Below are 14,535 nucleotides of genomic sequence, written 5' to 3' on the forward strand. Positions count from 1 at the left end.
ACACACCCCGTTCTGGAATGAAGTGGTTTAGGCTCCCTGTCGGATTTTTCTCCGTGATCTGTAGTCATTGGTTTATCGAGACAATAAGGAGATACGCATGCTTGTCCGGTCACTGACCCTCGCAACCTTGCTTGCTGTTGCCGGCCCCCTGTTTGCCGCAGACAGTGATGCGCCTCTAGCCAAGGAACTGGGCAAGGCCAGACCATTGGTGGTTATCGCTCCCAGCAGTGCCGACCCAACGTTGCGAGGGCTGAACAAAGCGCTCGAAGACCCGGCCACCCAGGCAGCGTTCAAGGAGCGCAACCTTGTCCTGTACAGCGTCGCCAACATGATGGGCAAGCGAGAGGACAAGAACCTCGAGCAGCAGACCACAATGGCCCTGATTCGGGAACTGAAGCTGGGTGCGAGCAAGGGTACCAAGGTGATCCTGGTGGGCAAGGACGGTGAGCGGCACATGCTCAAGGACGACGACACCGGTGAGGCCATCGACCCACAGGTGATCCTCAAAGCGGTCGATGAACTGCCTGCCAGCGAAAAGGCGGTGGCAGCGCCCGAGCCCGTAGCGGCGGCCCCGCAAGCCAAGGACAAGGACAGCAAGCCGGCCAAGCCCGCCAAGCCAGCGGCCCCGCCCAAACCGCTGGAAGACTGATCACGCCTCATGGCCCCAAGGCAACTTGGGGCCCGTTGCCGGGTGGTGTGTATCGCATTGTATCTGCCTGTGCTGCAGACCTACTGCCATACAAAAGTGCGCCTGGCACGATACATCCACGACAAACCGCAACGGCCTAATGGCTCCACTTTCCAACCCCAGTGGAGCTGCATCATGACTCAAGCAAAAAACACCCTCGGCCTGCTCGGCGCCGCCCTGATCGGCAGCATGGCATTGAGCAACAGTGCGTTCGCCGTCGAGCCGCTGGCTCAAGGTTACCAACTGGCCTCGGCCAAAGTGGCCGGCGAGGGCAAGTGTGGTGAGGGCAAGTGCGGGGGGAGCGGCAAGGCTTCCCAAAACGAAGGCAAGTGCGGTGAGGGTAAGTGCGGCGCCGGCGCCAAGGCTGGGGCTGAGGGCAAGTGTGGTGAAGGCAAGTGCGGTGACGCCTCGTTCGCCAAAACCGACAGCAATCACGATGGCAAGGTCTCGCGCGATGAGTTTCTGGCGGTGGCCAAGGACCGTGCCCGTGATTTCGACACGATCGACCGCAACCATGACGGTTTCATCTCCGAGCAGGAAGCGGCCGATCACCTCAAGGCGATTTATCAGGCCAATGGCAAAGCCATGCCTGATGGCTTGTTCAGCCACCTGACCGGCAAGCCCTGACGTTCTACCCCATGAAACGCCACAACGCTCCTCCTGCTGGCCAGGTGGGGCGTTGTGCTTGTTGGAGAACTTTTATGTGTCCTGCGATGTTGAACATCGGGCTAGGCTTGCGTCGCGGCCTGTTGCCGGAACTGCTGGCCATGGAGGCGGGTGCAGTGGACTTTCTCGAGTGTGCGCCGGAAAACTGGATTGCCGTGGGCGGCGCCTATGGCAAGGGCTTGGCCCAGTTGGCGGAGCGCTTTGCTGTCACCTGTCATGGGTTGTCTTTATCGCTGGGTGGCAGTGCCCCGCTGGACCGCCATTTCCTTGAGCAGACCCGGCAGTTTCTCGAGCGATACCAGGTGCGACTGTACAGCGAGCACCTGAGCTACTGCAGTGATGACGGGCACCTGTACGACCTGATGCCCATCCCGTTCACCGATGAAGCCGTACGCCATGTGGCCGCGCGCATACGCCAGGCTCAGGAGCAGCTGGAGCGGCGCATTGCCGTGGAGAACATCAGCTACTACGCCGCGCCGTATCAGGCGATGAGCGAACTCGACTTCATCCAGGCGGTGCTCGAAGAAGCGGATTGTGACCTGCTGCTGGACGTCAACAATGTCTATGTCAACGCCTGCAACCATGGCTACGACGCCCAGCAATTCCTTGCAGGCTTGCCCCCGGCGCGCGTGACCGGGATGCACGTTGCCGGGCATTACGATGAAGCGCCTGACCTCAAAGTGGATACCCACGGGGCGGCCGTGAAGGAGGATGTCTGGACGCTGTACGCCAGCGCTTGCGTGCGCTTTGGCGTAAAGCCGACGGTGCTTGAACGTGATTTCAACTACCCGCCCTTGGCCGAACTGTTGGCCGAGACGGCGCGTATGCGTGCTGTGCAATGCGCTGCCGGAGGGCAAGCAGATGAATGAGACCCTGCGTGCGCAGCAGTATGCCTTGGCCCGTCACCTGCGCGACCCACAGTGCCATGCCCCGCCGCCCGGCGTCGAGGCCCGCCGCCTGAAGGTTTACCGTGAGTTGTTCTATGGCGCCATCGAAGGGTTGCTGGCTGGCAGCTTCCCGGTCATGCGCCAGGCGTTGGGCGAGCAGCGCTGGCATGCCCGAGTACGTGATTTCTACGCCAGTTACCGTTGCCAGACGCCGTTGTTTACCGAAATTGCCGAGACGTTCGTCGACTACTTGCAACGTGTGGCGCTGGACACCCCTTGGCAGCTGGAGCTGGCGCACTATGAGTGGGTCGAGGCGCAACTGTACCTGAGCGATGCCGAGGACCCGGCGCATGATCCGGGTGGTGACCTGCTGGCGGGAGCGCCTTTGTTGTCTTGTGTGGCGCGGGTGCTGGCCTATCGTTGGCCGGTAGAAAGCATTGGCGTGGACTACCAGCCAACGGCTGCCCCAGCATCGCCGAGCTTGCTGCTGGTTTATCGCGATGCCCGGTTGCAGGTGCGTTTTGCCCGGTTGGCACCTATGGCGTATCGGTTGCTGGTGGAGCAGGGGACTGGAAGAGAGCGGCTGCAGGCATTGGGCGGGGATGTGCAGCAAGGGTTGGCATTGTTGGAGGCATTGCGCGAGCAGGGCGTCATTGTCGGAACCGTCTGAAGGCATAGGGGGCTGCGCAGCAGCCCCCAACTCTCATCTGCCGAACCGCATGCCAAGCCAATGATCCAGGCTAAGGCGCCCGGCGCCCTTGAGCAGCAGGGGTAGTAACGCCACCAGGTAGATCAATGGCAATTTGTAATTGCCGAAGCCCTGGTCGGTAATGGCATAGCCTTGGGCCAGCTCCGCCAGGCCCGACCAGTGCGCCGGCCAGTGCACTGCCGCTATCGCTACAACGGTGACCACCATCAAACCCAACGATGCCAGCCGGGTACCCAGGCCCAACAGCAGCAGCAACGGCAGCACCAACTCGGCCCACATCGACAGCTGCCAGTTCAGCTCCGCGGGCAGCAGGTTGAAGGGGAACGGGAAGTTGGACTGCAGGTCGGCGAACCAGTTGCTGCCGTTGAATTTCTCCAGGCCGGATTCGAAAAACTCCCAGGCCAAAAATACCCGTAATGGCACGTCGGCACTCCAGCTGCCGAGGCGATCAACGGTGGTCAGGGTACGGGTCAAGGTCGTCATTTGCGGTGCTCTCTTCAGGCAAGGGCGCGGGTGCTGCGGCGTTGTTTACGGGCCACTTTGGCGGTGAGCTTGACGGCGATGGCGCTGAACATCAGGGCGAACGCCAGCGGGTACCACCCCCCCATGGGGATGCGTTTGTAGAACGACAGGCAGAACACGGCAGCCAGTACCCACATGCCGCTGCTGTGCAGCGCTTGCCAGGCACGGCCGCCCAACAGCCGCATGGGGGGCTTGAACGAGGTGGCGGTGAGCAGCAGCACGAACAGGTAGCCGACTGTGCCGGGCAGGCTGGAAGTCAGTGTGCGGCCGGCCCAGAACAGCTCGGGAAATTGCTGGGCGTAGCGATAAATCAGCACGCCGTGCACGGTGTGGGAGAACGCGAATGCCAACCCCAGGTAGCGTCGCTCCTGAAGGATGCGGCGGCTTGATGTGCCAGGCAGCAAGGTCACCAGCGACGAGGCCAGGAACGCCAGCAGGAACAGTGCGAACGAGCTGCGTGCGGTGGCACGAATGGCACTGCGCAAGCCGTCCGGGTCGGGTTGGCTGGCCAGGACTATGGCGGTCATCGCCAAGGTCAGGCCGGCGAGGGCGGCGAACAGCTTCCAGCCGGAGGGCAAGGTGAGGGCTTTCATCAGGGACTCCCGGGGTGTGGTTGTGTGACCGGGAGTGTCTCGAGGCGGGGTATCTGCGGTGTGTCAGGGGGATGCAGTTGTGTATCTGTATGTAGAGGCGACCGCGCGTTTTACAGGAACGGCCCGATCGAAATTCAAGGCCGTTCCTGCCAGCGGTCGCAGTTCAGGAGAGTTCGATCTGCGCGCACAATCCGCCCTGTTCGCGGTTGCTCAGGGTCAGCCGGCCCCCCATGGCCTGGATCAGCTGGTGGGCAATGGCCAATCCCAAGCCGGTGCCACCCGTGCTGCGATTGCGTGAACCTTCCACCCGGTAGAACGGCTTGAGCACTTCATCCAGCTCGTCACCGGGTATCCCTGGCCCGTTGTCGAGCACGCGGATGATGGTGGTACTGCCCTCGCGTGACACTTGCAGCTCGGCAGCACCTGCAAACTTCAGGGCGTTGTCGACCAGGTTCACCAGTACCCGGCGCAGCGCATGCGGGCGGGTTTCCAGCAGAGTCCCGCTGCTGCCGTGGCGTTCAACCTGGGCGCCGCTGTCCTGGTAGTCGAATACCAGGCTGTCGAGAAAGGCATCAAGGTTGACCCGGCAGGTCGCTTCGGTGCTGCTGTCCATGCTGCGGGCGTAAGCCACGCCTTCGCGCACCAGGTGTTCCATTTCATCCAGGTCGCTCCCGAACTTGTCCTTTTCGACCCCCTCATCCATCACTTCGACCCGCAACTTCATGCGAGTGATCGGTGTTTGCAGGTCGTGGGAAATGGCTGCCAGCAACTGCATGCGTTCCTTGAGGTGGGCAGCAATGCGCGCCTGCAGGGCGTTGAAGGCCACGGCAGCGTAACGCACCTCGCGTGGGCCGCTTTCATCCAGTTGCACGCCGGGCTGGTCCGGGTCGAGGTTGTCCACTGCCTGGGCCAGACGGGTTAGCGGGCCGATGGCCAGGCGTACCGCCAGCCAGGTACACAGCAACAGCACAGCCAGCTGAATCAGCAGCACCACGGGCAACCAACGGGCTACCGGGACTGTTGCTGGCGTCACGTCGATGGTCAGTGGCGCGCCGTCGGCCAGGTTCAGGTGCGCCTGGAAGTGCGCATTGGGCCCCGGGATTTCCAGGAAGGTCAGGCGGTAGTCGCTGCCAATGGCCTTGACGATCGACGCGGCGGCCATCGGTGGGTCACTGCTGGCCATCGCTTCGCCTGCCAGGCCCTGGTCGAGGCGATAGCGGTAGGTGCGCCGTTCCAGGCGCGGCAGCCAGGCGGCACGCTCGGCTGCAGGCAGGCGATCGAGGATGGCAACCGAAGTCGCCACGTCCTGTTCGAGGTTGCTGAGCATCATCGAACGGCTGCTGATGTAGCGCTCGTAGGCCTGCAGGCCGAACGACAGACCATAAGCCAACACCAGGCCGGTGAAGAAGATCATCGCCAGGCGCGAGGCCAGGGTGCGCGGCCATTTCATGAGGGGGACTCGAGCAATTGCACCGGCAGCGAAAACACGTAGCCCTCGCTGCGCACGGTCTTGATGCAGCTGGGCTCGCGGGCATCGTCACCCAGGCGCTGGCGCAGGCGGCTGACCAGCAAGTCGATGGAGCGGTCGAAGATGTCGGCTTCGCGGCCCTGGGTCAGGTTAAGCAGCTGTTCGCGGCTGAGCACCCGCTGCGGGTGGTCGAGGAACACCCGCAGCAGGCGGTACTCGGCGCCACTCAGGGCCACCAGGGTGCCTTCGCTGTCGAGCAGGTGGCGCGCGGTGGTGTCCAGACGCCACTGACCGAAACCCAGCAGGCGGCTGCTTTCACTGATGGTCAGGTTGGGCGGCAGCATGCGTGTGCGGCGCAGCACGGCGTTGATGCGGGCGAGCAGTTCGCGGGCCGAGAATGGTTTGGTCAGGTAATCGTCGGCGCCCATTTCCAGGCCGATGATGCGGTCGGTTTCGTCATTGCGGGCGGTCAGCATCAGCACCGGCGTATTGCGGTGCTTGCCGGCGCGCAGCTCGCGGCACAACAGCAGGCCGTCGTCGCCAGGCATCATGATGTCGAGCACGATCAGGTCGACGCTGTTGGCTTCGAGAAAGGCGCGCATCTGCCGGCCGTCGGCAACGATACTGGTGCGCAGGCCGTTCTTCTTCAGGTAATTGCCGACCAGTTCGCGGATCTCGCGGTCGTCGTCGACGATCAGGATGTGATCGACGTGTTCCATGCGCTGGTTCCTGTGCAAAAGGGGGTTGGGCGCAGTGTACCGAGCGCGTTCGCCCTTGCCTGCGGGAGTTTGTATTGCAGTGTATCTGGCACGGGTAGGGATACAGCAGGACGCACATCACAACGTTGGGCGACACATGCGGGATACCTGGCTGACGTGAAATGGCTCTCGACCGGGGAGCAACACTCCCCACCCCCCAAGTGTTACCCAGGAGAGATGCCATGAACGTCAAGACTTTCGCCAGCGCCAGCCTGTTCGCCGTGCTCAGCTTCGGCGCCATCGCTGCCCAGGCCGCCACGGCCCCGATGCAGGATGGCGGGGTCATGCAGTACCGCTACGGTGAGCCTCTGGATGTGAAGAAAGTGCTGTCGGTGCAGGACGATCAGAGCAACGCCTGCGGCCTGGTGAACACCCGAATGGACTACCTTGACTCCCATGGCCAGCGGCAAAGCGTGCAGTACCGCACCTACGCCACGGGCGGTTGCCATGACAATTGATCGGCGCCGGATGCTCAAGGCAGGTGGTTTTGCGCTGGCGCTGATGGGGCTTGGGTTGGCTGGGCACCTGAAGGCACGCGACAGCTACGGCGCCATGCCGTCGCTGTCAGGCGCCAGCCAGTGGTTGAATTCGCCGCCCGTGGATGCCCCGGGGCTCAAGGGCAAGGTGGTGCTGGTGGACTTCTGGACCTGGGACTGCATCAACTGTCGGCGCAGCCTGCCGCATGTGAATGATTGGGCGCGGCGCTATGCCGATCAAGGGCTGGTGGTGGTGGGGGTACACACGCCCGAGTTCGACTACGAGCATGATGTGGCGACTTTGCGGGACAAGGTAGCCCGGTTGGGTATCGGGTATCCGGTGGCGGTAGATAATGACTACAAGGTGTGGAATGCCTGGGGCAACCAGTTCTGGCCGGCGCATTACTTTGTCGACCGCAAGGGGCAGGTGCGCCATGTGCACGTTGGCGAGGGGGATTATGGCGAGCAGGAACAGGTGATACAGGCGTTGCTGGATGAAAAAGGGTGATTGGCCTTTGTTGGCTGCTTCGCGGGTGAACCCGCGAAGCAGCCAACGGCGACCTACTCAGGTAAAACTGGCAAAGTGCGCCTGCATCCGCGCCGCATCCGCCTGCCGCCCGCTGAACAGCTCGAATGCCTTCACCGCCTGGAACACCGCCATGTAGCTGCCATCCAGTGTGCGGCAGCCCAGTGCCCGGGCCGCGCGCAGCAGTTCGGTCTCCAGCGGGAAGTAGATGATCTCTGCCACCCACAGGCGGGGATGCAGCAACGCCACCGGCAGTGGCGTGCCCGGTAGCTTGGCCATGCCCACCGGCGTGGTGTTGACCAGCCCGTCCGCTTCGGCCAGTGCTGTGGCCAGGTCGGTGCCAAGCACGGCGCGCTCCGCGCCGAAATGGGCGTTCAGGTTGTCCACCAGCGCCTGCGCACGGGTCGCATCCACTTCGAACAGCACCAGCCGCTCTACCCCTTCACCCAGCAGGGCATGGGCCACGGCCGAGCCAGCGCCACCGGCACCCATCTGCACCACCTGGCGCCGTGCAACGTCGGGCAGGCCGCGGCGCAAGCCTTCGGCAAAGCCCAGGCAATCGGTGTTGTGGCCGACGCGCTTGCCGTCCTTGAGCACCACGGTATTTACCGCGCCGATACCGCGGGCCTCGTCGGACAGTTCGTCGAGCAACGGCAGGATCGCCTGCTTGAACGGGTACGTAATGTTCAGCCCGGTGAAACCGGTATGTTGCGCGGCTTCGAGCAGGCCGGGCAGGGCGCTGTCGTCCAGTTGCAGCTGGTCGGCGTCGATCAGCCGGTACAGATAGCGCAGGGCCTGGGCGTCGCCTTCGTGTTCGTGCAGGGCCGGCGTACGTGACAGTTGGATGCCGCGGCCGATCAGGCCGGCGAGGATGGCTTGCTGGCTCATGCCGCACGCTCCTGCAACAGCTCGGCGAAGTGGCTCAGCGCCATGCGGTAGCCGTGGCTGCCCAGGCCGCAGATGACACCGACGGCGATGGACGATACGAACGACAAGTGACGGAACGGCTCGCGTTTGTGCACATTGGACAGGTGCACCTCGATCACCGGCAGTTCGCTGGCCACCAGGGCATCGCGGATGGCGACCGAGGTGTGCGTCCAGGCGCCGGGGTTGATCACGATGCCGGCGCAGCGGCCACGGGCGGCGTGGATCCAGTCGATCAGTTCACCTTCGTGGTTGGTCTGGCGGAATTCGATTTCCAGGCCGTGGGCGTGGGCAGTGTCGGCACATCCCTGAGCCAGGTCAGCGAGGGTTTCGTGGCCGTACTGGGCAGGCTCGCGGGTGCCCAGCATGTTCAGGTTGGGGCCGTTGAGCACGAGAATAAGGGGCTTCATGACGGGCATCGCTTTGTTGTTGTTGAATGCACGTAGTTTTGTACTGACTGGTTAGTTTCGTCAATTGGCCAAGATCGTCGCACCGGGAAAGTGGGCGATTATCGAACTTATTGGGCGTTGAATGCCCTGTACCCAGCCGTGCAAAGCTGCCCCTGCAACGAACCGCAGGGCGTCATTACAAAATTGTAATCTTGCCGCCACCGCCCCGATAACCAGCCCTTTCTACAGTCCCTCGCCAATGCTTCGCCCAGAGGACTGTTTCGTGCCCATCCCCCGCAAGATCGCCTTGCTCTGTCTGCTGCTGGCCAGTGCCACCGGCGCCCAGGCCAGCCAGGTGCTGAGCCTGCCCCAGGCGCTTACCGCCGCTTTCGCCCAGAACCCGGAGCTGGCAGCAGCCGGCCGTGAAATTGGCATTGCCGATGGCGAACGGCGCCAGGCCGGGCTGCTCCCCAACCCGGAGCTGGCCTGGGAGGTCGAGGACACCCGCCGCGACACCAGCACCACCACCGTCACCCTCAGCCAGCCGCTGGAGCTGGGCGGGAAGCGCGGCGCACGTCTCGCCGTGGCGGGTGCCGGCCAGGCCATTGCCCAGCTTGACCTGGAGCGCCAGCGCAACGCCCTGCGGGCCGATGTGGTGCAGGCTTTCCACGCTGCCTTGCGTGCACAGACCGCGCTGGAGTTGGCTCAGCAGTCGCAGGCGTTGACTGAACGAGGTCTGCGGGTGGTGCAAGGGCGGGTTACGGCAGGCCAGTCATCACCGGTGGAGGCCACCCGTGCCCAGGTGCAACTGGCCCAGGCCCAGGCCGAAGTGCGCCGCGCGAAAACCCAGCGCAGCGTGGCCTACCAGGCCTTGGCCCGGATGACGGGCAGCCCGCTGGCAAGCTTCGACCGGTTGCAGGCAGCCAACCTTTCGCCAGGCATTGCGCCGGGTGCCGACACCTTGCTTGACCAGGTCGAAAAGACTGCCGAATGGCGCCTGGCCGCTGCCCAGGTCGAGCGCGGCGACGCCTCCCTGGGGGCGGAAAAAGCCCAGCGTATCCCCAACCTCACCGTCAGCCTTGGCAGCCAGTACAGCCGCGAAGACCGGGAGCGAGTGAACGTGGTTGGCCTGTCCATGCCGTTGCCGCTGTTCGACCGCAACCAAGGCAATGTTCTGGCAGCTGCGCGCCGCGCCGACCAGGCGCGTGACCTGCGCAATGCCGTGGCGCTGCGTCTGCGCAGTGAAACCCGTAGTGCCATCAGCCAGTGGGAGACGGCGATGCAGGACGTTGAAGCCTATGACCGCACCATCCTGCCTGCTGCGCAGCAGGCCGTGGACACCGCCACCCGCGGTTTTGAAATGGGCAAGTTCGCTTTCCTCGATGTACTCGACGCCCAGCGCACGCTGATCGAGGCTCGCGGGCTGTACCTCGAGGCGCTGGCCTCGGCGACCGACGCGCGTGCACAAGTGGAGCGCATCTACGGCGATCTCGATGGCGTGAGCAACAAACCCAATAGCAGGAGCAACAATGACTAACCCACGCAAGCTAGCCCTTCTGGCTGCCGCCATTGCTGCGCTTGGCCTCACGGGCCTGGCCTGGACCGGCAACCTCGGCCAGGCGTCCAAGGCTCAAGCCCCCCATGACGACCATGGTGAAGACAGCCACGGCCATGCTGCAGCGCAGGCCGTCGAAGGCCATGCAGAGAAGGAGCACGGCGAAGAAGAAGGCCAGCTGCACCTGTCTATCGCGCAGATCGAATCGGCTGGCATACAACTGGCTGCCGCAGGCCCCCGTGAGCTGGGCACCGCCATCAGCTTCCCGGGTGAGATCCGCTTTGACGAGGACCGCACCGCTCATGTGGTACCCCGCGTGCCGGGTGTGGTCGAAGCGGTGCACGCCGAGCTGGGCCAGGCGGTCAAGCGCGGCCAGGTACTGGCGGTGATTGCCAGCCAGCAGATCTCCGACCTGCGCAGTGAGCAGCAGGCCGCTCAACGTCGCCTGGAACTGGCGCGGTTGACCTTTCAACGGGAACAACAGCTGTGGCAGGAGCGAATCAGCGCCGAGCAGGATTACCTGCAGGCACGTCAGGCGCTGCAGGAGGCCGAGATTGCCCTGGCCAATGCTCGGCAGAAGGTCGCAGCGGTGGGGCCGGCCGGTGCCGGCAACCGCTATGAACTGCGCGCCCCCTTCGATGCGGTCGTCGTGGAGAAGCACCTGACCGTGGGCGAGGTGGTCGACGAGACCAGCAACGCGTTCACCCTGTCTGACCTGAGCCGGGTGTGGGCCACCTTCGCCGTGGCCCCTCGTGACCTGGGCAAGGTGGTGACCGGCCGTGAAGTCACGGTCAGTGCGCCGGACCTGGGCGCCCAGGTTCTGGGCAAGGTCAACTACGTCGGCAGCCTGCTCGGCGAGCAGAACCGTGCCGCCACTGTGCGTGCCACACTGGCCAACCCCAATGGCGCCTGGCGCCCCGGGCTGTTCGTCAATGTGGCTGTCAGCGTCGACCGCTTCGATGCCGCCGTGGCGGTGCCGGAAAGCGCCCTGCAAACCTGGGAGGCGCAGACCGTGGTGTTCGCCCGCACGGAGGAAGGCTTCGAGGCGCGCCCGGTGAAGACTGGCCGTCGCGATGCTGGCCAGGTGGAAATCACCAGCGGCCTGGCCGCCGGTACTCAGGTTGCAGCCGCCGGCAGCTTTGTCCTCAAGTCGGAACTGGGCAAGGGCTCGGCCGAGCACAGCCACTGATCACGGGGACACCTGCATGTTCGAACGCCTGATTCAATTTGCCATCGAGCAGCGCCTGGTGGTGATGCTGGCCGTGGTCCTGATGGCCGCGGTGGGTATCCACAGCTACCAGAAACTGCCGATCGATGCTGTGCCGGACATCACTAACGTCCAGGTGCAGATCAACACCGCCGCCCCCGGCTATTCGCCGCTGGAGACCGAGCAGCGCATCACCTTTGCCATCGAGACCGCGATGGCTGGCCTGCCAGGGCTCAAGCAGACCCGCTCGCTGTCGCGCTCGGGCCTGTCGCAAGTCACGGTCATTTTCGATGATGGCACCGATATCTTCTTCGCCCGCCAACTGGTCAACGAGCGCCTGCAGGTGGCCCGCGAGCAATTGCCTGAGGGCATCGAGGCGGGCATGGGGCCGATCTCCACCGGGCTGGGGGAAATTTTCCTGTGGACGGTGGAAGCCCAGGAGGGGGCGCTCAAGGAAGACGGTACGCCTTACACCCCAACTGACCTGCGGGTGATTCAGGACTGGATCATCAAGCCGCAGCTGCGCAATGTACCGGGTGTGGCCGAGGTCAACAGCATCGGCGGCCATGCCAAGCAATACCTGATTGCACCAGAGCCCAAGCGCCTGGCGGCCTACAAGCTCACCCTCAACGACCTGATTGCAGCGCTGGAGCGCAATAACGCCAACATTGGCGCTGGCTATATCGAGCGCAATGGCGAGCAGTTGCTGATTCGCGCGCCGGGCCAGGTGGCCTCGGCCGAAGACATTGCCAACATCGTTATCTCCAGCGTCGACGGCACGCCGATCCGCGTCAGCCATGTCGCCCAGGTTGGCCTTGGCGAAGAGCTGCGCTCGGGGGCAGCCACCGAAAACGGTCGGGAAGTGGTGCTGGGCACGGTGTTCATGCTGATTGGCGAGAACAGCCGCACGGTGTCGCAGGCGGTCGCTGCAAAATTGGTCGAGATCAATCGCAACCTGCCCAAGGGCGTAGTCGCTGTGACGGTGTACGACCGCACCAACCTGGTGGAGAAAGCCATCGCCACGGTGAAGAAGAACCTGATCGAAGGTGCGATCCTGGTGATTGCCGTGCTGTTCCTGTTCCTCGGCAACATTCGCGCTGCGCTGATCACGGCCATGGTTATCCCGCTTTCGATGCTGTTCACCTTTACCGGCATGTTCAGCAACAAGGTCAGTGCCAACCTGATGAGCCTGGGCGCGCTGGACTTCGGCATCATCGTCGACGGCGCGGTGGTGATCGTGGAAAACGCCATCCGTCGCCTGGCCCATGCCCAGCAGCGCCACGGTCGCATGCTGACCCGCAGCGAACGGTTCCATGAGGTGTTTGCCGCTGCCCGCGAAGCACGCCGGCCGCTGATCTATGGGCAGTTGATCATCATGGTGGTGTACCTGCCGATCTTTGCCCTGACCGGGGTCGAGGGCAAGATGTTCCACCCTATGGCCTTTACCGTGGTCATGGCCCTGTTGGGCGCGATGATCCTTTCGGTCACGTTCGTTCCGGCAGCCATTGCCCTGTTCGTCACCGGCAAGGTCAAGGAAGAGGAGGGCCTGGTGATGCGTACGGCACGGCAGCGTTATGCCCCGGTGCTGGCCTGGGTGCTGGGCCGGCGCAAACTGGCATGTGCCGCCGCCGCCGCCCTGGTGCTGTTGTCGGGCGTGATGGCGAGCCGCATGGGCAGCGAGTTCATCCCCAGCCTCAGCGAGGGTGACTTCGCCCTGCAGGCCCTGCGCGTGCCGGGCACCAGCCTGTCGCAGTCGGTGGACATGCAACAGCGCCTGGAGCAGGCGATCATCGCTCAGGTGCCGGAGGTGGAGCGGGTGTTTGCCCGCACCGGCACTGCCGAGATTGCCTCCGACCCGATGCCGCCGAACATTTCCGATGCCTACGTGATGCTGCGCCCGCGCGAACAATGGGTTGACCCGGGCAAACCGCGGGATGAGCTGATCGCCCAGGTGCAACGCGCCGCTGCCAGTGTGCCGGGCAGCAACTACGAGCTGTCGCAGCCGATTCAGCTGCGGTTCAACGAGCTGATTTCCGGGGTGCGCAGTGATGTGGCGGTGAAGCTGTTCGGTGACGACATGGAGGTGCTCAACCGCACTGCCGCACAGATCGCTGCCAGCCTGCAAGGGGTGTCGGGCGCGTCCGAGGTGAAGGTGGAGCAGACGACGGGCCTGCCGGTACTGACCATCGACATCGACCGTGACAAGGCCGCCCGTCATGGCCTGAATGTGGGCGATGTGCAGGATGCCATCGCCATTGCCGTGGGCGGCCGCACCGCCGGTACGCTGTATGAAGGCGACCGCCGCTTCGACATGGTCGTGCGCCTGTCGGAGACCTTGCGTACCGATGTCGACGGGCTGGCCAGCCTGCTGATTCCGGTTCCGGCCAGTGCCGCTGAGGGGGCCGGGCAAATCGGTTTCATCCCGCTGTCGCAGGTCGCCACGCTGAACCTGCAACTGGGCCCGAATCAGGTGAGCCGCGAGGATGGCAAGCGCGTGGTGGTGGTCAGTGCCAACGTGCGTGGACGCGACCTGGGCTCGTTTGTGCAAGAGGCTGAGCAGGCCCTGATCGACCAGGTGCAGGTACCACCGGGTTACTGGACGCGTTGGGGAGGGCAGTTCGAACAGTTGCAGTCGGCAGCCGAGCGCTTGCAGGTGGTGGTGCCGGTGGCCTTGCTGCTGGTCATGGCGCTGTTGCTGATGATGTTCAACAACCTCAGGGATGGCCTGCTGGTGTTCACCGGCATCCCCTTTGCCCTGACCGGCGGGGTGCTGGCGCTGTGGGTGCGTGATATTCCGCTGTCTATTTCTGCCGGCGTCGGGTTCATTGCATTGTCGGGAGTGGCAGTGTTGAACGGGCTGGTGATGATTGCCTTTATCCGCGGGCTGCGCGAGGAAGGGCGCACGCTGCGGGCGGCGGTCGAGGAGGGGGCGCTGACCCGCTTGCGGCCAGTACTGATGACGGCGCTGGTGGCCTCGCTGGGGTTCATACCGATGGCCTTGGCCACCGGGACCGGGGCAGAGGTGCAGCGGCCACTGGCGACGGTGGTGATTGGTGGGATCTTGTCTTCTACCGCGCTGACGTTGCTGGTGTTGCCGGCGTTGTATCAGTGGGCGTATCGGCGGGATGAGCAGCAGGAAGGCTGAGTACGTGGGGCTGCAAGGCAGC

Annotated in this window: 15 protein-coding genes; 9 read left to right on the forward strand and 6 right to left on the reverse strand. The window is 64.0% G+C overall.

Annotation, left to right across the window (positions count from 1 at the left end; genetic code table 11):
• Positions 1-97: 97 nt before the first annotated feature.
• The 4 genes from BJQ17_RS17725 (at position 98) to BJQ17_RS17740 (ending at position 2,911) form a co-directional block, all read left to right on the forward strand.
• Complete coding sequence (locus tag BJQ17_RS17725; protein ID WP_003250449.1) at positions 98-649, forward strand: DUF4174 domain-containing protein; 552 nt, start codon at positions 98-100, stop codon at positions 647-649.
• 174 nt (positions 650-823) lie between these two features.
• The gene (locus BJQ17_RS17730) at positions 824-1,315 is read left to right on the forward strand and encodes a hypothetical protein (protein WP_070096390.1); all 492 of its coding nucleotides are present in this window, start codon (positions 824-826) and stop codon (positions 1,313-1,315) included.
• A 74-nt stretch (positions 1,316-1,389) separates the two neighbouring features.
• Positions 1,390-2,223 (forward strand): DUF692 domain-containing protein, encoded by an 834-nt coding sequence (locus tag BJQ17_RS17735; protein WP_033725554.1) that lies wholly within the window; start codon positions 1,390-1,392, stop codon positions 2,221-2,223.
• Positions 2,216-2,911 carry a DUF2063 domain-containing protein gene (locus tag BJQ17_RS17740; RefSeq protein WP_070096391.1) on the forward strand — a complete coding sequence of 232 codons (696 nt, stop codon included), beginning with the start codon at positions 2,216-2,218 and terminating at the stop codon, positions 2,909-2,911. The genes BJQ17_RS17735 and BJQ17_RS17740 overlap by 8 nt, the downstream gene beginning before the upstream one ends.
• Positions 2,912-2,944: 33 nt before the next feature.
• On the opposite strand, the gene BJQ17_RS17745 is transcribed toward BJQ17_RS17740, so the two are convergent.
• From BJQ17_RS17745 to BJQ17_RS17760, 4 genes are all read right to left on the reverse strand, one after another.
• Positions 2,945-3,433 carry a DoxX family membrane protein gene (locus BJQ17_RS17745; protein WP_014591610.1) on the reverse strand — a complete coding sequence of 163 codons (489 nt, stop codon included), beginning with the start codon at positions 3,431-3,433 and terminating at the stop codon, positions 2,945-2,947.
• Positions 3,434-3,447: 14 nt separating this feature from the next.
• Positions 3,448-4,065: a ferric reductase-like transmembrane domain-containing protein gene (locus BJQ17_RS17750; RefSeq protein ID WP_014861799.1), complete on the reverse strand. Its 618-nt coding sequence runs from the start codon at positions 4,063-4,065 to the stop codon at positions 3,448-3,450.
• Positions 4,066-4,228: 163 nt separating this feature from the next.
• Positions 4,229-5,515: a HAMP domain-containing sensor histidine kinase gene (locus tag BJQ17_RS17755; protein ID WP_004573750.1), complete on the reverse strand. Its 1,287-nt coding sequence runs from the start codon at positions 5,513-5,515 to the stop codon at positions 4,229-4,231.
• Positions 5,512-6,252: a response regulator gene (locus BJQ17_RS17760; protein ID WP_003250463.1), complete on the reverse strand. Its 741-nt coding sequence runs from the start codon at positions 6,250-6,252 to the stop codon at positions 5,512-5,514. Before BJQ17_RS17760 ends, BJQ17_RS17755 begins: the two co-directional genes overlap by 4 nt.
• Before the next feature lie 221 nt (positions 6,253-6,473).
• On the opposite strand from BJQ17_RS17760, the gene BJQ17_RS17765 reads away from it, so the two are divergent.
• A complete protein-coding gene (locus tag BJQ17_RS17765) occupies positions 6,474-6,749 on the forward strand; it encodes a DUF2790 domain-containing protein (protein WP_003250465.1) in 276 nt (91 codons plus the stop codon).
• Positions 6,750-6,759: 10 nt separating this feature from the next.
• A complete protein-coding gene (locus BJQ17_RS17770) occupies positions 6,760-7,275 on the forward strand; it encodes a thioredoxin family protein (RefSeq protein WP_003250466.1) in 516 nt (171 codons plus the stop codon).
• A 57-nt stretch (positions 7,276-7,332) separates the two neighbouring features.
• Here the strand turns inward: BJQ17_RS17770 and BJQ17_RS17775 are convergent, their stop codons facing one another.
• Both BJQ17_RS17775 and aroQ read right to left on the reverse strand, forming a co-directional pair.
• Positions 7,333-8,181, reverse strand: coding sequence for a shikimate dehydrogenase (locus BJQ17_RS17775; RefSeq protein WP_003250467.1), 849 nt, complete (start codon positions 8,179-8,181; stop codon positions 7,333-7,335).
• Entirely contained in the window at positions 8,178-8,627 is a 450-nt protein-coding gene (aroQ, locus tag BJQ17_RS17780; RefSeq protein ID WP_003250469.1) for a type II 3-dehydroquinate dehydratase, read from the reverse strand. Before aroQ ends, BJQ17_RS17775 begins: the two co-directional genes overlap by 4 nt.
• A gap of 262 nt (positions 8,628-8,889) precedes the next feature.
• Between aroQ and BJQ17_RS17785 the strand changes: the two genes are divergently transcribed.
• From BJQ17_RS17785 to BJQ17_RS17795, 3 genes are read left to right on the forward strand one after another with little or no spacing between them, the layout of a single operon-like run.
• The gene (locus BJQ17_RS17785) at positions 8,890-10,143 is read left to right on the forward strand and encodes a TolC family protein (RefSeq protein ID WP_004573747.1); all 1,254 of its coding nucleotides are present in this window, start codon (positions 8,890-8,892) and stop codon (positions 10,141-10,143) included.
• Positions 10,136-11,350 carry an efflux RND transporter periplasmic adaptor subunit gene (locus BJQ17_RS17790; RefSeq protein WP_054888677.1) on the forward strand — a complete coding sequence of 405 codons (1,215 nt, stop codon included), beginning with the start codon at positions 10,136-10,138 and terminating at the stop codon, positions 11,348-11,350. The genes BJQ17_RS17785 and BJQ17_RS17790 overlap by 8 nt, the downstream gene beginning before the upstream one ends.
• A 16-nt stretch (positions 11,351-11,366) precedes the next feature.
• Positions 11,367-14,513 (forward strand): efflux RND transporter permease subunit, encoded by a 3,147-nt coding sequence (locus BJQ17_RS17795; RefSeq protein ID WP_003250476.1) that lies wholly within the window; start codon positions 11,367-11,369, stop codon positions 14,511-14,513.
• Positions 14,514-14,535 lie beyond the last annotated feature (22 nt).

The organism is Pseudomonas sp. NBRC 111139 (genome assembly GCF_001753955.1).
Taxonomy (GTDB): Bacteria; Pseudomonadota; Gammaproteobacteria; order Pseudomonadales; family Pseudomonadaceae; genus Aquipseudomonas; species Aquipseudomonas alloputida.

What these genes read in the sequence shown, in the direction of transcription:
- BJQ17_RS17760 (WP_003250463.1), bottom strand. Translation starts at nt 6,252, where the DNA reads ATGGAACACGTCGATCACATCCTGATCGTCGACGACGACCGCGAGATC.
- BJQ17_RS17745 (WP_014591610.1), bottom strand. Translation starts at nt 3,433, where the DNA reads ATGACGACCTTGACCCGTACCCTGACCACCGTTGATCGCCTCGGCAGC.
- BJQ17_RS17735 (WP_033725554.1), top strand. Translation starts at nt 1,390, where the DNA reads ATGTGTCCTGCGATGTTGAACATCGGGCTAGGCTTGCGTCGCGGCCTG.
- BJQ17_RS17795 (WP_003250476.1), top strand. Translation starts at nt 11,367, where the DNA reads ATGTTCGAACGCCTGATTCAATTTGCCATCGAGCAGCGCCTGGTGGTG.
- BJQ17_RS17755 (WP_004573750.1), bottom strand. Translation starts at nt 5,515, where the DNA reads ATGAAATGGCCGCGCACCCTGGCCTCGCGCCTGGCGATGATCTTCTTC.
- BJQ17_RS17750 (WP_014861799.1), bottom strand. Translation starts at nt 4,065, where the DNA reads ATGAAAGCCCTCACCTTGCCCTCCGGCTGGAAGCTGTTCGCCGCCCTC.
- BJQ17_RS17730 (WP_070096390.1), top strand. Translation starts at nt 824, where the DNA reads ATGACTCAAGCAAAAAACACCCTCGGCCTGCTCGGCGCCGCCCTGATC.
- BJQ17_RS17740 (WP_070096391.1), top strand. Translation starts at nt 2,216, where the DNA reads ATGAATGAGACCCTGCGTGCGCAGCAGTATGCCTTGGCCCGTCACCTG.
- BJQ17_RS17775 (WP_003250467.1), bottom strand. Translation starts at nt 8,181, where the DNA reads ATGAGCCAGCAAGCCATCCTCGCCGGCCTGATCGGCCGCGGCATCCAA.
- BJQ17_RS17770 (WP_003250466.1), top strand. Translation starts at nt 6,760, where the DNA reads ATGCTCAAGGCAGGTGGTTTTGCGCTGGCGCTGATGGGGCTTGGGTTG.
- BJQ17_RS17725 (WP_003250449.1), top strand. Translation starts at nt 98, where the DNA reads ATGCTTGTCCGGTCACTGACCCTCGCAACCTTGCTTGCTGTTGCCGGC.
- BJQ17_RS17790 (WP_054888677.1), top strand. Translation starts at nt 10,136, where the DNA reads ATGACTAACCCACGCAAGCTAGCCCTTCTGGCTGCCGCCATTGCTGCG.
- BJQ17_RS17765 (WP_003250465.1), top strand. Translation starts at nt 6,474, where the DNA reads ATGAACGTCAAGACTTTCGCCAGCGCCAGCCTGTTCGCCGTGCTCAGC.
- aroQ (WP_003250469.1), bottom strand. Translation starts at nt 8,627, where the DNA reads ATGAAGCCCCTTATTCTCGTGCTCAACGGCCCCAACCTGAACATGCTG.